Origin of the sequence: Pricia antarctica, from assembly GCF_900101815.1 — a bacterium.
GTDB lineage: Bacteria > Bacteroidota > Bacteroidia > Flavobacteriales > Flavobacteriaceae > Pricia > Pricia antarctica.
Genome location: NZ_FNAO01000003.1, coordinates 75,442 through 91,330, shown reverse-complemented (window position 1 = coordinate 91,330; position 15,889 = coordinate 75,442). Strand labels below are relative to the sequence as shown.

Here is a 15,889-nt window from a genome sequence, read left to right as displayed (position 1 = left end):
AGTTCGATGTAAGCTAGTCATTAATAAAATCAATATACTTTTTTTGCTGAAAACGATAGTCCCATTTGGGGTCGGAATAGGATGTGGGGGATTTTAAATTTCCCGCATCGATTTCGGTAATGAGCTGTGGGAAAGTTGTTTCGTCGAAGAAGAGGGAATTTGCCCGCAAATCGGGAATATCCCGGAAAAAGCTGTGGCAAAGCATCGGTTTTTTATGCGCAAAGGCCAAATTGAAGCTGCCCGAAATTTTGTACTTAAGATAATCGGTATGCAGTGTCAGCAAAGGCATGATGAAATCGCAAGCAGCCAGATACGAATGAAAATTCCGGTTTTCTATAAAGGAATGGAATAATTTGAAACGCCCCAATTGTCCTGATTTTTCCAAATGGTCATAGAATCGTTTGCCGGTTGCAGTATTGCGGTCGACCTTACCCAAGATAACGAACTTGACCCGATGTAACGCGTTGATTTCCACGAGTGCGTTAACCAAAAAATCATAGTCCCTTCGATTGTAATCGACCCTTCCGGGGATGCCGATCCAAATATCGTTTTGCTTATAGACCGGCACCGGTTGGTATTGTGGAAAAAAAATGGGGTAAAAACTCTGGACTTTGATATCACCCGCAGGCTCGTCCACGGGAAGCAACGCATCGTTCAGTACAAAATACTTTTTTATTTTTTTGGATATCATCCGCTGCGTAAAACTGCTATCCAGTTTTTTGGTGTTGTGCAGGAGGCCCACGCATTTGGTGCGCGCCAATCGAAGTAATACCGTCAGGTTTCGTACAACGCTGTAGGAATGGGCCGTGTTCAGTACAATAAGATCGAATTTCTTGAGCCTATTGAACAGCTGCCACTGGAGTCCGAGTTTTTTAAAAAAGCCCTGGTTATCAAAATCGATGTAAACCACGTTGTCCGCCAGGTTCGCATAGTCGGTAATTTGTTGAGCGAGTATGGGGTGCAGTATCAAGGTTACCTGATGTCCGGCGTCCTTTAAAAAGCTCAACTGGGTGCAGATGCACTCCTCGTGGGATTCCTTTATTTCTACTAGGGCGGTTTTCATGGGATGGTATCAGACCGCAAGATAATGGATTATGGTCTTTGTCCGAAGTCAGTCCATTGTAAAACGGATAGGGATGATACAGGAAAAGAAAATTACTCGCGAACAGGGCTCAGAACAGCAGTGTCGTGTAGTTCGGTGCTTTTTCGGTTCAGTTGGCGGAATTCGCGATATCTTTCTAGATCGCTCAGTGCATTCAGGTAGCAGATAATGATGCCTTTTCTACCGTCAAGCATTCCCAGTCGGATGGTGTAGTTGTACAGGAATTTCCAAATTGGGGCGGCCATTAGTTTGAGGGGAAGAACCTGCTTTCCGTTTTCGTGGCACTGTAGGGCCTTTAGTTGGCCGTAGCGCAGCATTTTTTCTTTGTAATCCTCGTATTTTTTATAGGAATAGTGTAACAACCGTTTGTTGAGAACGCCCGATGTGCCCTCTACCTCCAAACGTTCGTGTACCCTTCGTTCTTGGCAGAACGCCACTTTGCTTTTTCTGAAAAGCCGATAATTTTTATCCGTTTGCCATCCACTGAAGCGCAAATGGGCGTTTTTGAACATGAATTTTCTGTAGAACCAATAGGCAACATGGGGTGACGGTCGGTTTGTAACGGCGATAATTTCTTTGCGCAAGCCTGCTGGAACAACTTCGTCCGCATCCAAAAAAAGCACCCAATCATTGGACGCCTGCTTCAGGGCAAAGGTTTTCTGTTTGGTAAAATCCTGAAATGGATGTTGAATGACCTTTATTTTAGGATGGGCGGATAGATACTCGTAAGTTCCATCGGAGCTGTAAGAATCGACAACAATAATCTCGTCGGCAAAACCGACAGAAGCGATACAGTGCTCTATGTACCCCATTTCATTATAGGTAATGATAACTGCCGATATTTTCTGATGTTCACCTATTTTCAAAACACTTTGGGTATTCTTCCGAATCATCCGGGATAATTTATAACAGAAAAAAAGTCTTAAAATTGTATGGGGATTAAAAAATTCTAAAAATTGGGAGGTCGAGTATAAAACAGTCGAAATCGGATTGACCCTACTTCTTTAGTTAAAAGATGTCAAGATTAACGAAAGGTTGCGTTTTTTTTCGACTTTTTTTTCGGGTTTAAGGGGTATTCCAAGGGAAAGCCTAAAAAGAATACGGGTAATCGCCGATTTTATGGGAACTTTGCGCTGTACTCGCGCCATATACAAACCCCCAAATCTAGGAGGCGGGAGGAGTAACATAATCCAAAAAATGAAGACCTTAAAATATTACTTCCATATGCTTTTTGCCCCATCGAAGGAAACGGCCTTGGATACGATTCGTACCAAAAATATCATGCATTCCTTTCATTTCCTGGTCGATGCCCTTAAGAACCATGATCGCCTATTTTTCGTACGTTTTGGCGATGGGGAATTCGTGACCTTGATGCAACAGGACCATCGTAACTATGTGTTCAATGCAAATTTGGAAAAGGAGCTTGAGGCATCCTTTCGTATTCAGGATGAGGAGTATCTGATTGCCTGCCCCATTAATTATCCGTACGATGAATTCCACGCCAAGGGCATATATCGGCAGTTTTCATGGCAACAGGAAATGATAGATGTGATGCAGCAGCGGAATTTCCCCAAAGATCTAGTTTTCGAAAATCCCTGTATCTTTCAATGTCTAGGGGTCTTTAGACCCAAGCTGCTCAAAGGTTTTTTAGACGATTTCATCCGAAAGGAAAAGAAAATGTTCATCGGTTCGACGGATAAGGAGATAGCGGAAAAATTATACGGCCAAATTGACTATTACGTTCGAATTCCGGAGAGAAACGCCTACGAGTCCATACAGCAATGGTGGCCAGAAGTGGAGCGCAACGTTGATAAGGTAGATTTGGTCATCCCTTCAGCAGGCAGTACTTCCAATGTTATTTCAATTCGGCTATGGAATAGCGGAGTGCGTTGCAAAGTGATCGACTTTGGATCTATCGTAGACGCCGTGGCGCAAAAAACCTCTCGAAGCTGGATTCGGCTTCAGGGACATCAAGTGCTGAAAACGCTTGAAAATCCACCGAAATTATCTATTGGGCAACGTTGGGAATTCTTGCGTAAGGATATCAAGTTTTATTTCAGGAACCAGATTATTTGAGAGGTTAGATGCATAGCTTAAGGATTAGAGTTAGCGGATTGACACTTCGGAAAAAATCGCTTTTTTAATTACACCGCCACATCATACTCCCTAAGCGCATCGTTCAAAGAGGTTTTTTTGTTCGTACTCTCCTTTCGGGTACCGATAATCAGGGCACAGGGCACTTGAAACTCCCCCGCCGGAAACTTTTTGGTATAGCTGCCGGGAATTACCACGGAACGTGCAGGTACTAAGCCTTTTGTTTCCTTGGGTGTATCTCCCGTCACGTCGATGATTTTGGTAGACGCCGTCAACACCACATTGGCCCCTAATACGGCTTCTTTTTCAACACGGACGCCCTCGACCACGATACATCGGGATCCGATAAAGGCATTGTCCTCTACAATGACCGGGGCTGCCTGTAAAGGTTCAAGAACCCCGCCGATACCGACCCCGCCGCTCAAATGCACGTTTTTTCCGATTTGGGCGCAGCTGCCTACCGTAGCCCAGGTGTCGACCATCGTGCCTTCGTCGACATAGGCCCCGATGTTGACGTAGCTCGGCATTAAAATGGTTCCCGATGAAATATAGGCGCCATGTCGGGCCACCGCGTTGGGTACAACCCGGATACCTTTCTCCTTATAGCCTCTTTTCAGGGGAATTTTATCGTGGTATTCGAAGATGCCGGCCTCTAAAGTTTCCATTTTTTGAATCGGAAAATAGAGTACGACCCCTTTTTTTACCCATTCATTGATCTGCCATCCCCCTTCAGTAGGCTCGGCACAACGAAGCTCGCCCGCATCCAGCAAATCTATGACTTGGCGAATGGCGTCTTGGGTTTCTTTTTCCTTGAGCAGTTCGCGGTTGTCCCAGGCGTTTTCTATAGTGTGTCTTAAATCGGTCATTTGAAGAAAAGTTTATGGGTTTATGGGTTTAGAAGTGTATGAGATTCACCGCAAATATAATCTCTCAAATATGATTTAGGCGCCAATTTTACACTTATAACAAATTATCGGTTATTTTTGCCAAAAATTGTACGGGTTTGGGAAGGGTTTTGGCATTGGATTATGGTAGAAAACGCACAGGAATAGCCGTTACCGATGAACTACAACTGATTGCGTCAGGGCTGACCACGGTTTCGACCTTTGAGTTGCTTGACTTTTTGAAGCAGTATACCCAAGACGAAAAAGTAGTGCGGTTTGTGGTAGGGGAACCCCGGCAAATGAACAACATGCCGTCGGAATCCGAAACCTTTATCGCTCCGTTTCTAATCCAGTTGAACAACAATTTTCCCAACATACCTATAGCGCGTCAAGACGAACGTTTTACCTCTAAAATGGCGGTACAGACGATGATCGAGGGCGGATTAAAGAAGAAACAACGTAGAAATAAGGCCCTGGTCGATGAAATAAGTGCGACCCTGATTTTGCAGGCCTATTTAAACACCATACAATGATATTACCTATAGTAGCTTACGGTGATCCGGTCTTGCGGAAAATCTGCGAAGATCTGCCCGAAGATTTCCCGAAGATGGACGAATTGGTCGCCAATATGTATGAGACCATGTACAACGCCAATGGTGTTGGTCTTGCAGCGCCGCAGGTGGGGCTGCCCCTTCGCGTTTTTGTGATAGATACGACTCCATTTGCCGATGACGACGATCTGTCATCTGATGATCAGAAGGCCCTGAAGGGATTTAAACAGACGTTTATTAATGCGCATGTGAGAGAAGAAACCGGTGCGGAATGGGCCTTTAACGAAGGTTGCCTGAGCATACCGGAAATCCGTGAGGATATCAAGCGGAAGGATACCCTGACCATCACCTTTATCGATACCGATTTTAAGGAACATACCGAAACTTACGACGGACTTCTCGCCCGAGTAATACAGCACGAGTACGACCATATCGAGGGCATACTGTTTACCGATAAGCTTTCCCCCTTGAAAAAGAGGATGCTGAAGGGCAAGTTGAACAATATTTCCAAGGGAAAAATTGAGGTCGATTATCGAATGCGATTTCCCAACGTAAAAAAAGCACGGTAAACCGCTGCCGTAATCCATCGAAAAGTGTAATCTTTGTGTTCCTCAATTGCAAAAAAATACTATGACTTTAGACAAAATTTTATCCATCGGGGGAAAACCCGGCCTTTACAAATTGATAACCCAGACCCGTGGCGGTTTTGTCGCGGAATCGCTGCTGGATAAGAAACGGATTACGGTAAGTTTGCGTACCAATGTCAGCGTACTTTCTGAAATCGCTATGTATACCCTTGAGGAAGAACTGCCGTTGCGTGAGGTATTCCTAAAAGTACAGGAAAAAGAGGATGGCGGTAAAACTTCGATAAGCCATAAGGACGATAAATTGAAATTGGAAGAATACTTTTTTGAGGTACTGCCCAACTACGACGAAGACCGGGTTTATGCCAGCGATATCAAAAAGGTAATCCAATGGTACAATATTCTACATGAAAACGGTATCACCGATTTTTCCGATAAAAAAGCGGAAAAATCAGAAGGGGAATCCACTGAGAAAAAGCCTCAGGAAAAGAAATCACAAGAAATGAAATCCCCTGATACGAAGGCGGTAGCGAAAAAATCGTCCAATCCAAAGTCTTCGGGCAAGAAAGTGGCCCAAAAAAATCCGGCTGCTAGGAAGAAGTAAGGTTCTTTTATTGACCGACTAATCCTTCTTAATTTCTTCATAGGTAAATTTACTTTTCTTCCAGTCGATTAAGGGTGAGGGGTAGTATTTTACATCCATTCTATCCAAAAACGGGGCTTGGTTCGCCAATCGTACCTTATAATTTTCCCAATTCCGGTTTTCCGGAGTAGACCAGCTTAATTCTGAATAGCCAATAGCCCGTGGAAAAGCCAAGTAGGCGAGTTCATCGAAAGTCTCGATGGTCTCGGACCATAGCGGCGCCTCGATGCCCAAAATGTTTTTCAAAGGAATTCCTTCATAGGCTTCCGGATTCCACACATAGGCGGAATCAACGGGTACATAGGCGGCCCAATGCAAGCCATATTTCGAAAGGCTGTCATACTGCATATCGAGATAGGCTTTTTTGGCGGGTGAAAGAATCATCTTAAGGTTTTTCCGCACGGCTGCTTTTGCGTTATCGCCGCTGCTCCAGTATTGGGGAATGGCTGTGGAATCGACGTCCGCGGTCACGATTTCGTCCCATCCGATCATACGCTTTCCGTGTTTGTTTACAATTTTTTGCACCTTTTCGACAAAATAATTGAAATCGTTCTTTTTGGTCGCATGGCTTTCATCGCCGCCGGCGTGGAAATAGGGCCCGGGCGTGATTTCGGAAATTTCGCGTACCACATCATCGATAAACGTGTATACGGTATCTTTTCGGGTGTCAAATGTACTGAAGCCCACGTTTGTGCCTTCATAAGGTTCGATTTTTTTGCCGTTGCCGTTTAAAAACGGATAAGCTACAGAAGCGGCGTTCGTATGCCCGGGCATGTCGATTTCGGGTACGATGGTCATATGTTGCGCTGCCGCATAGGCCACGATGTCCTTATAATCTTCTTGCGTATAAAAACCGCCTTCTCCGCCACCCACTTCCGTGCCGCCGCTAACCTCTGTGAGCTTTGGCCAGGATTTGATCTCGATACGCCAGCCTTGATCATCGGCGAGGTGTAGATGCAACACGTTGTACTTGTAATAGGCCAGCAAATCGATGTATTTTTTTACTTCTTCAACCGTAAAAAAATGCCGGGCGACATCGAGCATAGTGCCGCGATATTCAAAAACGGGATTATCGATGATCTTTCCCGTTGGAATCGTCCATACCTTATATTCCGCCAAAGTATCGTTGCTTGTTTCAGGTATAATCTGGCGTATGGTCTGGATGCCCCGAAATGCGCCCTCGGCGGTATTGGAATTCAGTATCACAGAGTCGGCCGTAATATAAAGCTGATAGGCTTCCGGAGCGTCCAGTTCTAGACTGTCCGACTGGTTGATGTAGATGATACCCTCTCGATTGGGTACTTCGTTTACATTTACAGGGATTTGAAGGTTTGTCTTTGCCCTTATTTTATCCGCCAAAAATTGCCCCACCTCAGGAAATCCGGATGCGTTTTCCGAGGTATATATTGCCGTAAATTCATCCAAGGCGAAACCTCCGTTGGTAGGAATGATTTTCATGGGCTTGGGAATCATGTTTTCCATCGCAAGATCAGTTTTGGGAAAATTCAAAACGCGTTTCTTCTTTTCCGCTTCGCAGGATAGCAATGCGACGAATGCGAGGCAGATGAGTAGGCTTTTGGTTAAATTGGAATTCATAGCTGTTTAATGTTATAGTTTTATATGTTTAAAATGCATTGAAACGATTGAAAACGCTATAGGTTAACATTATATATTTAATTTCTAGTGGGTCAATTCACAAAAGGCTCGAGAACGTCATACCAAATCTGATAGCCTTTCGCATTCATATGTAGTCCATCTTCGATAAAAATATCCTGTTTTACTTTGTTGCCGTCGAGCATGGGGTCCCATACGTCGGCATACGCCACTGACGGAGTATCATCAGCAAGTTTTGCCATTTTTCGGTTAAGGCGTTTGTATTTTCCCTTCAACTTCCATCGGGCGATACTGGGCTTGGCGGCGATAAGCACGACTCGTGTAGTGGAATCGTTTCTATGGATACCTTCGATAATATTTTGAATCTTTTCTATAATTGCGGTAGGTTTCTTTTTGGCAAAAATGTCATTATCCCCTTCATAAAGGAATACTTTTTTGGGATGGAAACGCAATATTAAATCGTAAATATAAAAGGATAGGTCTGAAGCCTGTGATCCCCCGAAGCCTGTGTTGACGACTTGGTGTTCAGGGAATCGCTCTTGAACATCCCGCCACATCCGGATGCTTGAACTTCCTGTAAACACTATAGTTTCTTGGGATGCATCAAAAACCGTATCGTATTTATTTTGTAGGTCTTCGACCTCGCCCTTAAATGGTACTGGGTCTTGGGCATTTGCAATGGAAACTATCAGGCAGAGAACGGTAAATACAATGAATTTCATGGGAAAGGTTTGACCGTACAAGTTACTTTTTATTTGTCAGGGGGCAAATAAATTTTCACACTCCTATCCACATATACATCAGTGCGGCCAAAGCTCCTCCGATTAAGGGGCCGACAATAGGTACCCAAGCATAACTCCAATCACTGCTGCCTTTTCCCTTTAGAGGAAGGATGGCGTGCATGATCCGGGGTCCGAGATCTCGTGCCGGGTTGATGGCATAGCCGGTAGGACCGCCGAGTCCGAAACCGATGCCCATAACCAAAAGCGCTACTGGCAGGGCATCAAGGGCACCCAGTTTGATGGGTTCGTCGGAAACGGTTCCTCCGGCGATGTAGAACACGCCGAAGACCAAGGCAAAGGTGCCGATAATCTCGGTTACCAAATTCCAAAAGGGACTCCGAATAGCCGGAGCGGTCGAAAAAGTTGCCAAGAGGGCACCTTGGTCTTCCGTGGCATCGTACTGCTTTTTATAGGTCAGCCAAACCAGAAGATTTCCCATCATTGCACCCAAGACCTGGGCTACCATATAACCGGGAACGAGTTCCCAGGCAAATTTTCCAGCGGTAGCGAGACCGAAGGTCACGGCAGGGTTTAAATGGGCCCCGCTCACATCGGCACTTATAAAGACTCCGCTAAATACCGCAATGCCCCATGCGAGGGAGATTCCCGTCCAGCCCGCATCTGCACCTTTCGTACCTTTTAGCACGACGTTGGCGACGATACCGTTACCGATAAGGATCAGCATGGCGGTTCCGATAAACTCAAAAATATATACGGTCATATAGTCGGTTGTTTAGGCGGGGTAAAAGATAAAGAAAAATTTGGAAATGATGGAGGTATATTCCCGCTTGTTAGCATCGGAACCTAAGAGTACGACCCATAAATTGATTGCATAGACGGGTTCAGAAATTCTACGATGAAGTGGTTAAACACCAAATTGCTTCAAGTGATGGTCGAGATGCTTGGAGAAAAGTGTATTCCATTCCGTGTCGGTCAAGGCGCCAAAGGCGTGCGACTCTTTTTTGTTGAAATGTGCCGGGCCTAACTTTTGGGTCTTTTCTATATGTGCGATCAGGCGCTTTTTTTCGGTTTCGAAATTTCTCTCATCGGTAATTAGGAACACCGGGGCGGTTCGGAGGTTCTTTTTATAGGGTTTTGGCCCAACGACTATTTTTTTCGCAAAAAGCTTGACCAGAAATTTCTGAAGGCCTTTGGGCTTGGGATGTTTGTCCGTATATACCAGTTCGTAGGCGACGTTGCAGTGAGCCAGCATTTCCGATACGTTCATTTTTCCCCATTGGGGCTGCGTTTCCGGGGTCAGGGCATTGATACGGCCAATGGTTTCTTTGGCCTCTTTTTCGTTAAAAAGGTTTTTCCAGGTCATGATTTTGATGGTTAGTGGATATAAGTTAGTAGCGGATGTACAGGGGTAAAATCGTGGTTTTCATTCTATAATTTCGTATTCGATACTTAGTTTTCGCAAAGCTCTCAAAGCGGAACCCGAGTTTTTGTCTTCCACTTCAATAGCTATAGCGTCTCCTTCCAAGAGGATATCGGTGAGTTCGTTCGACAAAGATTCCTCGCTGTTAAAGGAAATTTCTGCAATACACTTGGCTATTGCCCTTCTATCTGGTCTCAGAGCATCACAAGACACTAAGTTTAATTTCATACGAACCGTTTATACTGCAATATACTAAAGTTGAGATATGTCTGGACTACATACGTATGACAATTATCCAATAAAAAACCCGTTGCGATGGCGACGGGTTTTTTATTATGCGGATGTTGAATAAGTTTATAAGACCTCCTTGATTCGCTTTACGGCTTCCTTCAGTTCATCTTCCGAAGCGGCATACGAAATACGAATGCAATTTGGATTTCCGAAGGCTTCACCGGTTACGGTAGCGACATTAGCATGCTCCAATAGATACAAGGCAAAGTCAGAAGCGTTGTTGATAGTCACTCCGTTTAACGTCTTTCCGAAGAAATATGAAATTTCGGGGAAGACGTAGAACGCGCCTTCCGGAACGTTGAGGCTAAAGCCCTCGATTTCGCCCAAAAGTTTTAGGATCAAATCCCGGCGTTCGTGGAACTTGTCGATCATGAATTGAATCTTGCTGAGAGGGGCTTCCAAAGCGGTGATAGTGGCACGTTGGGCAATAGCATTGGCACCGCTGGTCATTTGGCCCTGAAATTTGGTACACGCCTTGGCGATCCAAGCGGCGGCACCGAGATAGCCAATACGCCATCCGGTCATTGCGAAGGCTTTTGATACGCCGTTTACCGTGATGGTGCGGTCGTACATGCCTTCGATGCCAGCGATACTGACATGGCCACCGCGAAAGTTGATATGTTCGTAAATTTCGTCCGATACGACAAAGATACCGGGATGTTTTCTCAGTACTTCCGCCAATCCTTCCAACTCCGCTAAACTGTACACTGAACCGCTGGGGTTACAGGGCGAGCTGAACCAGAGCATTTTTGTCTTGGGCGTAATGGCCGCTTCGAGCTGTTCGGGCGTCATTTTAAAGTCGGTGTCGATACTGGTCGGCACTTCTACGGGAGTACCTTCCGCTAGTTTCACGATATCACTATAGCTGACCCAGTAGGGGGCGGGCAAAATCACTTCGTCACCTTGGTTTAACATGCACATTGCCACGTTGGCAAGGGATTGCTTCGCTCCGGTAGAGACAACGATTTGGTTCAATCCATATTCGAGATTATTATCACGCTTGAATTTATTGGCGATGGCTTTTTTCAGATCGGCGTATCCATCGACGGGGGAATAGCTGCTGTAGTTGTCGTCTATGGCCTGCTTTGCCGCATCCTTTATAAAATCGGGAATGTTGAAATCGGGCTCCCCAAGGCTAAGACCGATAATATCCTTGCCTTCATTGCGTAGTTCCCGGGTCTTGGCCGCCATAGCTAAAGTAGCGGAAGTGGACATGTTGTTTATCCGATCCGAAAGATGTTGGTTCATGTAGTGGTGCTATTTAAAATTGGGTAATAAATCGAATCTTGGGCAATCAAACCTGCAACGCTGGTGGCCTTCCCAAATCCCTCAAATGCTTAAAGTGCGAAATTATAGCTTTTCGGGTAGTTTTGTATTCGTTATAGGGCAAATTGAACTCCTTTGCCGTTTCCTTCACAATTTTAGAGATATTTGTGTAATGTACATGGCTAATGTGGGGAAAGATATGGTGCTCGACCTGATGGTTCAATCCCCCTGTAAACCAGTTGACGATACGGTTTTTGGTACCGAAATTAACGGTGGTGAACAATTGATGAATCGCCCAAGTATTCTTCATGGTTCCGCTTTCGTCCGGTAGGGGGGTATCGGCTTCGTCGACGATATGGGCCAATTGAAAAACGACGCTCAAGATGACACCGGCCACGTAATGCATAATAAAGAAGCCTAAAAGTACTTTCCACCAAGCAATATCGATGAAAACTAAGGGAAGTACGATCCAAATGGTGATATACAGTAATTTAGAAATCACCATGGTACTCCAGTTCACGATAGGGTTGGGAAATTTCCCAAAACTCAATTTTCGTTTCGTATACCGGTACATCTGCATAAAATCGGTGGTGATGGCCCAGTTGAAGGTCAGTAATCCATAGAGAAAAACGGAGTAGAGATGTTGGAATTTATGGTGCCGCTTCCACTCGGTATGCTTCGAAAATCGCAGAATGCGACCGGCTTCCATATCCTCGTCATGTTCGTGGATGTTGGTGTAGGTATGATGCAGAACATTGTGCTGTACCTGCCAATTGTAAACGTTTCCGGCCAAAATATAAATACTGCTCCCCATCAGTTTATTGACCCATTTTTTGTTCGAATAGGCATTATGGTTGCCATCGTGCATTACATTCATGCCGACACCGGCCATGCCCACGCCCATTACAATCGTCAAAAGAAGGTTGGCCCAATTGGGAAGCCCCAAAGTCAAGATCAGGAAATAGGGCGTTAAGAACAGGGCGAACATAATCACGGTCTTTACGTGCAACCGCCAGTTTCCCGTCTTTTTAATCTGGTTGTCCTTAAAATAATCGTTAACCCGCTTGTTAAGCGTCCTGAAAAAATTTGCGGAATCTTTTCTTGAAAAGCGTATGGTTTTTCGATCCATGGTGTGCAATCTTTTGGTAAATATCGATAAAAATGATGAGCCTAAGGTACGGAAATTCCTTTTTTTGCCGGTGAATATGGTAATTTTGTCCGGAACTCTAAACGGGTTTCCCTATGCAAATATACGTATGAACGCAAATTTAGTATTTAAATATTTTCATAATTTATCGGAAATCCAGCAAACGCAGTTTTTACAACTTGAGGATTTGTACAAGGATTGGAACCAAAAAATCAATGTGGTTTCACGAAAGGACATCGACGAGCTGTACTTGCGCCATGTGCTTCATTCTTTGGGAATCGCTAAAATTCAGCAGTTTAAATCGGATGCATCCGTATTGGATGTAGGTACCGGAGGTGGGTTTCCGGGCGTTCCCTTGGCCATTTTGTATCCCGATGTCCACTTTACCTTGGTCGATTCCATCGGAAAAAAAATAAAAGTGGTCGACGAGGTCGTGGCCGGACTGGGCCTAGAAAATGTAACTACCATCAATGATAGGGTAGAGGTTGTAAAGGGACAATTCGATTTTATAGTGAGCAGGGCCGTAGCGGCGATGCCCACGTTTGTGCATTGGGTCAAGGGGAAAATCAAAAAGGAATCCTTTCATGAGAGAAGAAATGGAATTCTTTACCTGAAAGGAGGTGATTTAGCGGAGGAATTAAAAGGATATAGAACGGCCGAAATTTTTGACCTGACCGATTATTTTGAAGAGGATTTCTTCGAGACCAAAAAATTGGTATATCTGCCCATGAAATTCAAGGGATAGACCACTCGTTAGGATTACTTAAATCTTCAGCATCCCATCGAACGAATACCTGCAATTATCAGCGTACTTCTTTAGGAACAAATGGATGTTCTCTAAAAAGGACTTTTTGACTTTCTTGGTTTTCACCTTTAGTTTATTTGTTTTCATCACAGTTTTTTTATTGTAGACCTAAAGTTACTGAAAGTTTACGATTACTTAACGTTAAATTTACATTGATTATTGTGCTATGACAAGAAATGAATTAAACGGGCCGTGTTTGTGATGACAAGCGGCATTAAAAAAGTCCTTATCGGTTTATCGATAAGGACTTTTTGTAATTCAGTAAAACTTAGGTCACTTTTTGGCCCCAAATTTCAGGGAGATACTTGTAACCTGACAGGCGACAAGCTGGTTTAGAATTTTTCTATTCACTCCAAGGCGGCGTAACTCCGTTCGATCGGGCATAGGCAATCAATTGGCCTTTGTGTTCGCCGTTGTGTTCCATAATCGACAAAAGACCTGCTAGCTTGTTCATTTTGGCAAAACCAAAATCGACCTCTTCGTTCAATTGGTCGTTTTCGACCATTGCGATTTTTTCAAGAACGAAAGTATTTGATTTTTTCAAGGCGGCCAAAATGTCGTCTTTTCCGGTAATTTTATTCAAACTCGTCATATCTACATCCTCCGGTGGGGCAAATCCCATTTTCGAGGCCAGGTAATAATTGCCCCCTGCCACGTGCAAGAGCGATTCCCCCACGGAGCGTACGCCATCCGCAGGTCGCCAATCATACTGTTCTTCCGAAAAGGCTTCCCCAAGTTGTACCACTTGTTCTTGATTGTGTGTAAGAACGCCTTGAATCGTACTTTGGGTCAAATCATCCTGGGCGTAACACGTGACGGTTCCCACAAATAGGAGTAATAAGCTAATTTTTTTCATTTTCTAAAAATTTAGTTGTTCGTTGTTAATTTTCGTTATCATTGCCTTTATTGAAGACACTCTTGCACAAGATATTAAAAATCAACGAATTATTGTCCTATAATTTTAGAATTTGGCATCGCGACTTCTGTGAATGCTGAGCCCGGCCTAGGTCCTCCTAATGATAGGTTTAAAAATTTGGAATTTGCAACCGCTTTATCCCAAAAACGGATACCGATAATTTTCCGGGGTCACAAAGGTTTCCTTGATCAATCGCGGTGATACCCAACGCAATAGATTCTGCATCGATCCCGCCTTGTCGTTCGTGCCCGAAGCCCTGGCACCACCGAAAGGTTGTTGCCCGACGACCGCACCTGTGGGCTTGTCGTTGATATAGAAATTACCGGCGCAGTTCTGTAGTGCCTTGGTCGCTTCGTCAATGGCGTAGCGGTCTCCCGAAAGCACGGCTCCCGTCAATGCATAGGGCGAGGTCTCGTCTACCAATTTCAGGGTTTTTGACCAGTCCTTATCCTCATAAACATATACCGTCACCACGGGGCCGAAAAGTTCGGTTTCCATAGTGGTGTAGTGGGGATCGGTGGTTACAATGACCGTGGGCTCGATAAAGTAACCCTTCGATTTGTCATATTCGCCACCCGCAAAAACTTCCGCATTCTTATCTTTTTTCGCCTGATCGATATATTTGGCCAATTTATCGAAAGAGCCCTCGTGGATGACCGCCGTGATAAAGTTGGACATATCTTCGGGAGAACCGGGTTTGTTGAACGATTCGATATCCTTTTTAACAAGCTCCAGAATCTCTTTGGATGTCGATTTCGGAAGGTACACGCGCGAAGCCGCACTACATTTTTGTCCCTGAAACTCGAAAGCCCCTCGGGATATAGCCGTAGCCACCTGTTGTGGTTTTGCCGTTGGATGTGCGATAATGAAATCTTTGCCACCCGTTTCACCAACAATCCGTGGATAGGTTTTATAGGTATTGATATTATCACCGATTTTCTTCCAAAGCCCCTTAAAGACGCTTGTCGATCCGGTATAGTGGATGCCCGCAAAATCAGGACTCGCCAATGCCGTATCCGTAATCATAACCGGATCGCCGTACACCACATTGATTACACCGTCGGGCAGGCCGGCTTCCTTAAAGACATCGACAATGACCTTGGCCGAAAAAATCTGGTGGTCGCTGGGTTTCCACAGTACCACATTGCCCATCATGGCGGCGCTGGCGGGTAGGTTCGCGGCAATCGCGGTAAAGTTGAAGGGCGTAATGGCGTATACAAAGCCTTCCAAGGGCCGATATTCCACTCGGTTCCAAAGACCTTCTGCGGAATCGGGCTGATCGTCGTAAATCCGGGACATATATTCCACATTGAACCGCAAAAAGTCGATAGTCTCACAAGCGGCATCGATTTCCGCCTGATGAATATTTTTCGATTGCGCGATCATGGTCGCTGCATTTATCTTGTCGCGATAGGGACCTGCGATCAGTTCCGCAGCTTTCGAGAAAATGGCACTGCGTTGTTCCCAAGCCAGGTTAGCCCATGCTTCGCGAGCTTCTAATCCGTTTTTGATGGCCTGCTCCACATGTTTTTTCTCTGCCAAGTGGTACTGGCCCACAACGTGCTTGTGGTCGTGGGGCGGGGACATCGGTTTGGTGTTGCCCGTTTTTATTTCTTTATTTCCTATATATAAGGGAACATCTACATTCCCCTTAAAATAAGCGTGGTACTGCCTGAGTACGTCTTCGCGCTCAGCAGAGCCGGGAGCGTAACTTTTTATAGGTTCGTTAATCGCGATTGGTACGTGGAAGAATCCTTTTCCCATGGAGCTATTGAATTTAGAATTAGTATGTGAGGATGCGAAGGTAACAAACACTCATGGTTAATTCA

17 protein-coding genes and 1 pseudogene are annotated in these 15,889 nt (G+C 44.9%); 5 read left to right on the top strand and 13 right to left on the bottom strand.

The features are described from left to right. Positions 1 to 13: 13 nt before the first annotated feature. Positions 14 to 1,063 carry a glycosyltransferase family protein gene (locus BLT07_RS05645; protein WP_091866669.1) on the bottom strand — a complete coding sequence of 350 codons (1,050 nt, stop codon included), beginning with the start codon at positions 1,061 to 1,063 and terminating at the stop codon, positions 14 to 16. Positions 1,064 to 1,155: 92 nt separating this feature from the next. Beyond that, a complete protein-coding gene (locus BLT07_RS05640; RefSeq protein ID WP_091866667.1) occupies positions 1,156 to 1,995 on the bottom strand; it encodes a glycosyltransferase family 2 protein in 840 nt (279 codons plus the stop codon). Positions 1,996 to 2,299: 304 nt separating this feature from the next. On the opposite strand from BLT07_RS05640, the gene BLT07_RS05635 reads away from it, so the two are divergent. After that, positions 2,300 to 3,178: a GT-D fold domain-containing glycosyltransferase gene (locus tag BLT07_RS05635; RefSeq protein WP_139205109.1), complete on the top strand. Its 879-nt coding sequence runs from the start codon at positions 2,300 to 2,302 to the stop codon at positions 3,176 to 3,178. A 68-nt stretch (positions 3,179 to 3,246) separates the two neighbouring features. On the opposite strand, the gene BLT07_RS05630 is transcribed toward BLT07_RS05635, so the two are convergent. After that, positions 3,247 to 4,062: a 2,3,4,5-tetrahydropyridine-2,6-dicarboxylate N-succinyltransferase gene (locus BLT07_RS05630; protein WP_091866663.1), complete on the bottom strand. Its 816-nt coding sequence runs from the start codon at positions 4,060 to 4,062 to the stop codon at positions 3,247 to 3,249. Between the two features lie 137 nt (positions 4,063 to 4,199). On the opposite strand from BLT07_RS05630, the gene ruvX reads away from it, so the two are divergent. The 3 genes and pseudogenes from ruvX to BLT07_RS05615 form a co-directional block, all read left to right on the top strand. Next, positions 4,200 to 4,613 (top strand): Holliday junction resolvase RuvX, encoded by a 414-nt coding sequence (gene ruvX, locus BLT07_RS05625; RefSeq protein WP_091866661.1) that lies wholly within the window; start codon positions 4,200 to 4,202, stop codon positions 4,611 to 4,613. Continuing rightward, the gene (def, locus tag BLT07_RS05620) at positions 4,610 to 5,200 is read left to right on the top strand and encodes a peptide deformylase (RefSeq protein WP_091866659.1); all 591 of its coding nucleotides are present in this window, start codon (positions 4,610 to 4,612) and stop codon (positions 5,198 to 5,200) included. Before ruvX ends, def begins: the two co-directional genes overlap by 4 nt. Before the next feature lie 61 nt (positions 5,201 to 5,261). After that, positions 5,262 to 5,681 (top strand): annotated as a pseudogene (locus tag BLT07_RS05615) (DUF5606 family protein); the annotation flags it as partial. Between the two features lie 156 nt (positions 5,682 to 5,837). Here BLT07_RS05615 and BLT07_RS05610 read toward each other — a convergent pair. The 7 genes from BLT07_RS05610 to BLT07_RS05580 all read right to left on the bottom strand — a co-directional run bounded on the left by BLT07_RS05610 (position 5,838) and on the right by BLT07_RS05580 (position 12,321). Then, the gene (locus BLT07_RS05610; RefSeq protein ID WP_091866656.1) at positions 5,838 to 7,454 is read right to left on the bottom strand and encodes a family 20 glycosylhydrolase; all 1,617 of its coding nucleotides are present in this window, start codon (positions 7,452 to 7,454) and stop codon (positions 5,838 to 5,840) included. 92 nt (positions 7,455 to 7,546) lie between these two features. Further along, positions 7,547 to 8,194, bottom strand: a complete 648-nt coding sequence (locus tag BLT07_RS05605) for a GDSL-type esterase/lipase family protein (protein ID WP_091866654.1) — start codon at positions 8,192 to 8,194, stop codon at positions 7,547 to 7,549. Positions 8,195 to 8,249: 55 nt separating this feature from the next. Then, positions 8,250 to 8,975 (bottom strand): MIP/aquaporin family protein, encoded by a 726-nt coding sequence (locus BLT07_RS05600; protein WP_091866652.1) that lies wholly within the window; start codon positions 8,973 to 8,975, stop codon positions 8,250 to 8,252. Positions 8,976 to 9,119: 144 nt separating this feature from the next. Then, the gene (locus BLT07_RS05595; protein ID WP_091866650.1) at positions 9,120 to 9,578 is read right to left on the bottom strand and encodes a DUF1569 domain-containing protein; all 459 of its coding nucleotides are present in this window, start codon (positions 9,576 to 9,578) and stop codon (positions 9,120 to 9,122) included. 60 nt (positions 9,579 to 9,638) lie between these two features. After that, entirely contained in the window at positions 9,639 to 9,863 is a 225-nt protein-coding gene (locus tag BLT07_RS05590) for a hypothetical protein (RefSeq protein ID WP_091866648.1), read from the bottom strand. Positions 9,864 to 9,989: 126 nt separating this feature from the next. After that, positions 9,990 to 11,174 carry a pyridoxal phosphate-dependent aminotransferase gene (locus BLT07_RS05585; RefSeq protein ID WP_091866646.1) on the bottom strand — a complete coding sequence of 395 codons (1,185 nt, stop codon included), beginning with the start codon at positions 11,172 to 11,174 and terminating at the stop codon, positions 9,990 to 9,992. 46 nt (positions 11,175 to 11,220) lie between these two features. After that, the gene (locus BLT07_RS05580) at positions 11,221 to 12,321 is read right to left on the bottom strand and encodes a fatty acid desaturase family protein (protein WP_091866644.1); all 1,101 of its coding nucleotides are present in this window, start codon (positions 12,319 to 12,321) and stop codon (positions 11,221 to 11,223) included. 127 nt (positions 12,322 to 12,448) lie between these two features. On the opposite strand from BLT07_RS05580, the gene rsmG reads away from it, so the two are divergent. Beyond that, a complete protein-coding gene (gene rsmG, locus BLT07_RS05575) occupies positions 12,449 to 13,084 on the top strand; it encodes a 16S rRNA (guanine(527)-N(7))-methyltransferase RsmG (RefSeq protein ID WP_091867327.1) in 636 nt (211 codons plus the stop codon). A gap of 18 nt (positions 13,085 to 13,102) precedes the next feature. Here the strand turns inward: rsmG and BLT07_RS21550 are convergent, their stop codons facing one another. From BLT07_RS21550 to pruA, 3 genes are all read right to left on the bottom strand, one after another. Continuing rightward, positions 13,103 to 13,231, bottom strand: coding sequence for a hypothetical protein (locus BLT07_RS21550; RefSeq protein WP_262503237.1), 129 nt, complete (start codon positions 13,229 to 13,231; stop codon positions 13,103 to 13,105). Between the two features lie 256 nt (positions 13,232 to 13,487). Continuing rightward, complete coding sequence (locus tag BLT07_RS05570; RefSeq protein ID WP_091866642.1) at positions 13,488 to 14,000, bottom strand: DinB family protein; 513 nt, start codon at positions 13,998 to 14,000, stop codon at positions 13,488 to 13,490. A gap of 195 nt (positions 14,001 to 14,195) precedes the next feature. Further along, on the bottom strand, positions 14,196 to 15,824 hold the full coding sequence (gene pruA / locus BLT07_RS05565; RefSeq protein ID WP_091866641.1) for an L-glutamate gamma-semialdehyde dehydrogenase: 1,629 nt from the start codon (positions 15,822 to 15,824) through the stop codon (positions 14,196 to 14,198). Positions 15,825 to 15,889 lie beyond the last annotated feature (65 nt).

What these genes read in the sequence shown, in the direction of transcription:
- BLT07_RS05645 (WP_091866669.1), bottom strand. Translation starts at nt 1,063, where the DNA reads ATGAAAACCGCCCTAGTAGAAATAAAGGAATCCCACGAGGAGTGCATC.
- BLT07_RS05640 (WP_091866667.1), bottom strand. Translation starts at nt 1,995, where the DNA reads ATGATTCGGAAGAATACCCAAAGTGTTTTGAAAATAGGTGAACATCAG.
- BLT07_RS05635 (WP_139205109.1), top strand. Translation starts at nt 2,300, where the DNA reads ATGAAGACCTTAAAATATTACTTCCATATGCTTTTTGCCCCATCGAAG.
- BLT07_RS05630 (WP_091866663.1), bottom strand. Translation starts at nt 4,062, where the DNA reads ATGACCGATTTAAGACACACTATAGAAAACGCCTGGGACAACCGCGAA.
- def (WP_091866659.1), top strand. Translation starts at nt 4,610, where the DNA reads ATGATATTACCTATAGTAGCTTACGGTGATCCGGTCTTGCGGAAAATC.
- BLT07_RS05610 (WP_091866656.1), bottom strand. Translation starts at nt 7,454, where the DNA reads ATGAATTCCAATTTAACCAAAAGCCTACTCATCTGCCTCGCATTCGTC.
- BLT07_RS05605 (WP_091866654.1), bottom strand. Translation starts at nt 8,194, where the DNA reads ATGAAATTCATTGTATTTACCGTTCTCTGCCTGATAGTTTCCATTGCA.
- BLT07_RS05600 (WP_091866652.1), bottom strand. Translation starts at nt 8,975, where the DNA reads ATGACCGTATATATTTTTGAGTTTATCGGAACCGCCATGCTGATCCTT.
- BLT07_RS05595 (WP_091866650.1), bottom strand. Translation starts at nt 9,578, where the DNA reads ATGACCTGGAAAAACCTTTTTAACGAAAAAGAGGCCAAAGAAACCATT.
- BLT07_RS05590 (WP_091866648.1), bottom strand. Translation starts at nt 9,863, where the DNA reads ATGAAATTAAACTTAGTGTCTTGTGATGCTCTGAGACCAGATAGAAGG.
- BLT07_RS05585 (WP_091866646.1), bottom strand. Translation starts at nt 11,174, where the DNA reads ATGAACCAACATCTTTCGGATCGGATAAACAACATGTCCACTTCCGCT.
- BLT07_RS05580 (WP_091866644.1), bottom strand. Translation starts at nt 12,321, where the DNA reads ATGGATCGAAAAACCATACGCTTTTCAAGAAAAGATTCCGCAAATTTT.
- rsmG (WP_091867327.1), top strand. Translation starts at nt 12,449, where the DNA reads ATGAACGCAAATTTAGTATTTAAATATTTTCATAATTTATCGGAAATC.
- BLT07_RS21550 (WP_262503237.1), bottom strand. Translation starts at nt 13,231, where the DNA reads ATGAAAACAAATAAACTAAAGGTGAAAACCAAGAAAGTCAAAAAGTCC.
- BLT07_RS05570 (WP_091866642.1), bottom strand. Translation starts at nt 14,000, where the DNA reads ATGAAAAAAATTAGCTTATTACTCCTATTTGTGGGAACCGTCACGTGT.
- pruA (WP_091866641.1), bottom strand. Translation starts at nt 15,824, where the DNA reads ATGGGAAAAGGATTCTTCCACGTACCAATCGCGATTAACGAACCTATA.